The sequence below is a fragment of the Ensifer sp. EB106-03-01-XG145 genome, assembly GCF_058792075.1.
The window spans coordinates 1-1,175 of sequence record NZ_JBYTEC010000070.1 but is presented as its reverse complement, the minus strand read 5'-3'; the positions used below and the strand labels follow the sequence as shown (position 1 = coordinate 1,175).

The window sequence follows — 1,175 nt, the reverse complement described above, 5'->3', positions numbered from 1 at the left end:
AGCGTCAGGACGCCAGGCACTCTTCACAGATCCCACAACCGTCTGAGTCCATGCTCGTCGCTGGGCGCTTCTTTTGACAACAGAGGCAGGTGACGGTGTCGCGCGCGCTCCTGTTGTCGCGCTTCGGCGGTATGATTTCGATTGGATGGTCGGAGACCGCTTGTCTACCTTGTTGATCCATCTCGGCGCTCCGTGTCGAGGCTGCTATTTCAGATAGGAAGCCTTGAGACGGCAACAAGATGTGTAGGCGGCAACAGTATGCTTCCGGCGTCACTCGGTCGGGCGGATATGGGCGGGATGCGCAACCCCGACTGTGAGAACGTATGGCCCACGAATGGCGACGGTATTTGGGCTGAAATCGCGCTTAAGCGGATACCGGAGCTCATTCCTCACCGTCTTGCATGATCCGCAGCGCCCGGATGAGGTCAGCCGCATCGAGAAGAGTATCTCTCGCGTCCTCTGGTGACAAATCTCGGGCGCGCGACGACGCAACCTGCAAATCGATCAGAACGTCCCTCGCCCGCCGACGACCAACCCTTCCGGTCTGCTCGCGCATATCGCGGATCGTGTCGACAGACCGGTCAAGAAGACGGCTCATCTCGTGCGGTGTCAGCTTCTCGATCTCATTGGCGGCTCTGATCAATTCGGAGATAAAGGCGGGAATGGAAGACATGGCGGGAAACTGTGGATGCTATGCCACTTCAATGTTGCGTTCGTCGTGCTCGGGTCAAACGATCGTCGAAAAGCGCGCTCAGATTACGATGCGTCAAACCGCTTCAGCAATCCTGCAAGCTGCTCGTTCTGCAGCCGCAGCTTTTCTGTGAGCTGCCGTCTCAGCTGCCGGACCTCTTCATCCAGAGCAGCAACTTCGTCGAACGGCGTCGGCGGCGGTCGCCCGACGACGGGCGCTTCCTTCGGCTGAATCGCTTTAACAGCAACTGGCCTAGCGCTTGGCTTCGTGACGCGCCGCTGCACTTTTCTCGGTTTCGCCGATTGTCCGCGTTCTGACGCGTGTTCGTCGGCGCGCGGCGAATCGACCGTAATGGCCGCGGACACCTGCTCGACTATCTCGGCCGGGATAACGAGGTTACCGGTTGGGTCAGCCGACGTGTCCGGCCCGTCAACCGTCGCGCCTGCACCGTCGTCGCTCCGATCCAAGGGTGCCGGAATGCCCT

General features: G+C 60.0%; 2 protein-coding genes. Both read right to left on the bottom strand.

Annotation, left to right across the window (positions count from 1 at the left end; translation table 11 throughout):
• Positions 1 to 382 precede the first annotated feature (382 nt).
• Complete coding sequence (locus AC3WWH_RS34775; protein WP_492377627.1) at positions 383 to 673, bottom strand: hypothetical protein; 291 nt, start codon at positions 671 to 673, stop codon at positions 383 to 385.
• An 83-nt stretch (positions 674 to 756) separates the two neighbouring features.
• On the bottom strand, positions 757 to 1,175 hold a 419-nt coding region (locus AC3WWH_RS34770), incomplete at its 5' end, for a hypothetical protein (RefSeq protein WP_162752540.1).